The organism is Collinsella sp. CLA-ER-H9 (genome assembly GCF_040092295.1).
Lineage (GTDB): Bacteria > Actinomycetota > Coriobacteriia > Coriobacteriales > Coriobacteriaceae > Collinsella.
This window is the reverse complement of record NZ_JBBNLV010000030.1, coordinates 1-1,736: the sequence shown is the minus strand read 5'-3', so window position 1 is coordinate 1,736 and position 1,736 is coordinate 1. Positions and strand designations below refer to the sequence as shown.

Sequence of the window (1,736 nt, the reverse complement as noted above, 5' to 3'; positions counted from 1 at the left end):
CGGCGCGCCACGGGTCAAGATGCACTAGGCCTGGACGAAGTCCGGGCCCGCGCCTTTAGACGCGAGCCCGGGGCCCGTGGGTTATACCCTAAGAGCAAACCACCCTTTTTAAGGGTGGTTCTGATTTACCCGGCACTTGGGGACGTTCCTTATCTGCCGGCAGTTAGGGACACTCCTGCCATGCATTTGATCCTTTGAGGATGGAAGAAAACGGGTTATTAGGTTTGCTGCGGTGCCGACTCGGCCTGTCGGTTACAAAACTATGCCGGTTTACTACGATGAATCGCATTCTTTCAACTATGGATAGAACGGCGTTATCAAAGCCACAGGTAGAAAGCTTGTCATTTTCTGCTAATAGCAAATGTGGTCGGTCCTATCGGTTTTACCGTAGTAAACCGGCATAGTTTTGAAAGGGCACTGTTCGACTAGCAGCGTTATGGAGCTTCTGCATGCCCTCCCGTTCGGTTTTTCGCTGGGTGGGTATACTTCCATCCGCAATACAGGCCGGAATAAGGAGGTATCCAAATGCCGGGCAACGGATTGATTCAAAAGGGAGACGCGCACGAGATGACTCATGGGCGTCCTGTCCAGATAACCGAGCACACGACGGTAACCGAGCTGCAGCCCAGCCTGTCCGATGTCGTGTGCGCAAACAAAAAACTGCAGATTGGCTTTATCGTTGCGCTCGTGGTACTGGCGCTGTTGTCGGGCTTTGTAGCTCGTCCGCATTTTGCCGATACCAAGACCTGGGACTCCACCATCGAGGTCATCGATCAAAAGAAGGGCAATGTTTTGGCGCTCACGACCTCGTGCGTCGCCCTATCTGCGGGTATCACTGCGCTGCCGGGCGATACGGGAACGCCAGTTGCCGAGCAGCTCGCGCAGCTTTCGGGAAACTTGGGTATCGTGCTTGCCGTGCTCTATCTTGAGAAATATCTGCTGACTATTTTGTGGTCGGTTGGCCTGGGCATCCTGATTCCGTTTGCGCTGGTGCTCTTTGCAGTGTCGCTTGGTATTCACGGACGCTGGAGCACCAGCGGCGTCATTCGCCGCGTGGCAACGCGTGTGCTGGTGGTCGCCATAATTGGCATGGCGTTGGTGCCTGCAAGCGTATGGGTGTCGCAAAAGGTCGACGAAACGTATCGCGTTAGCATCGAGGCGGCCGAGCAAAAGGCGACCGACGCTGCGAGCGCGGCAGATAGCGATAGCTCCAAAACAAGCAAGAAAAAGACCGAGTCCACAGAGTCCAAGAACGTGCTTGAGCAGCTTGCCGACGGTGCCTCGGGTCTCGTCACGTCGGTGACCAGCGGCGCCAAGCAGATGACCGATGAAATTGTGCGGCAAGTGACCGATCTCATCGAAGGCGTCATCGTGATGATCGTGACCTCGTGCGTGATTCCATTGCTGGTGCTCGCGGCGTTTTTGTGGCTGGGGCACGTGCTACTGGGGATTGATATTTCCGGCCCGGCGAACTATCTGACGGGTCGCTTTCTGAGCGCTCCGTCCAAGCACGCCAAAAAGGGCGGGCAGTCCGAGTAGCTAAAACAGCTGTATATACCGGGGAATACCGCCGAAGGGCGGCCGAGACACGTTCTCGGCCGCCCTTTTGTTCAAGACTTTAGTCTGCTGGCCGCGCAGCGGCCAGCTTTGAACCACCCGCTACGCGGGTGGAGACAAACGGCTTTACAAAGCCACCCCTCCGACCGATATTGACGATTGTTCAGGCCGTCAAGAAT

General features: G+C 56.0%; 1 protein-coding gene. It reads left to right on the top strand.

Features of this window, described 5'->3' with window-relative positions; all coding sequences use genetic code 11:
• The first annotated feature begins 525 nt into the window (after positions 1–525).
• Positions 526–1,539: a hypothetical protein gene (locus AAAX73_RS09655; protein WP_124786538.1), complete on the top strand. Its 1,014-nt coding sequence runs from the start codon at positions 526–528 to the stop codon at positions 1,537–1,539.
• Positions 1,540–1,736: the final 197 nt, after the last annotated feature.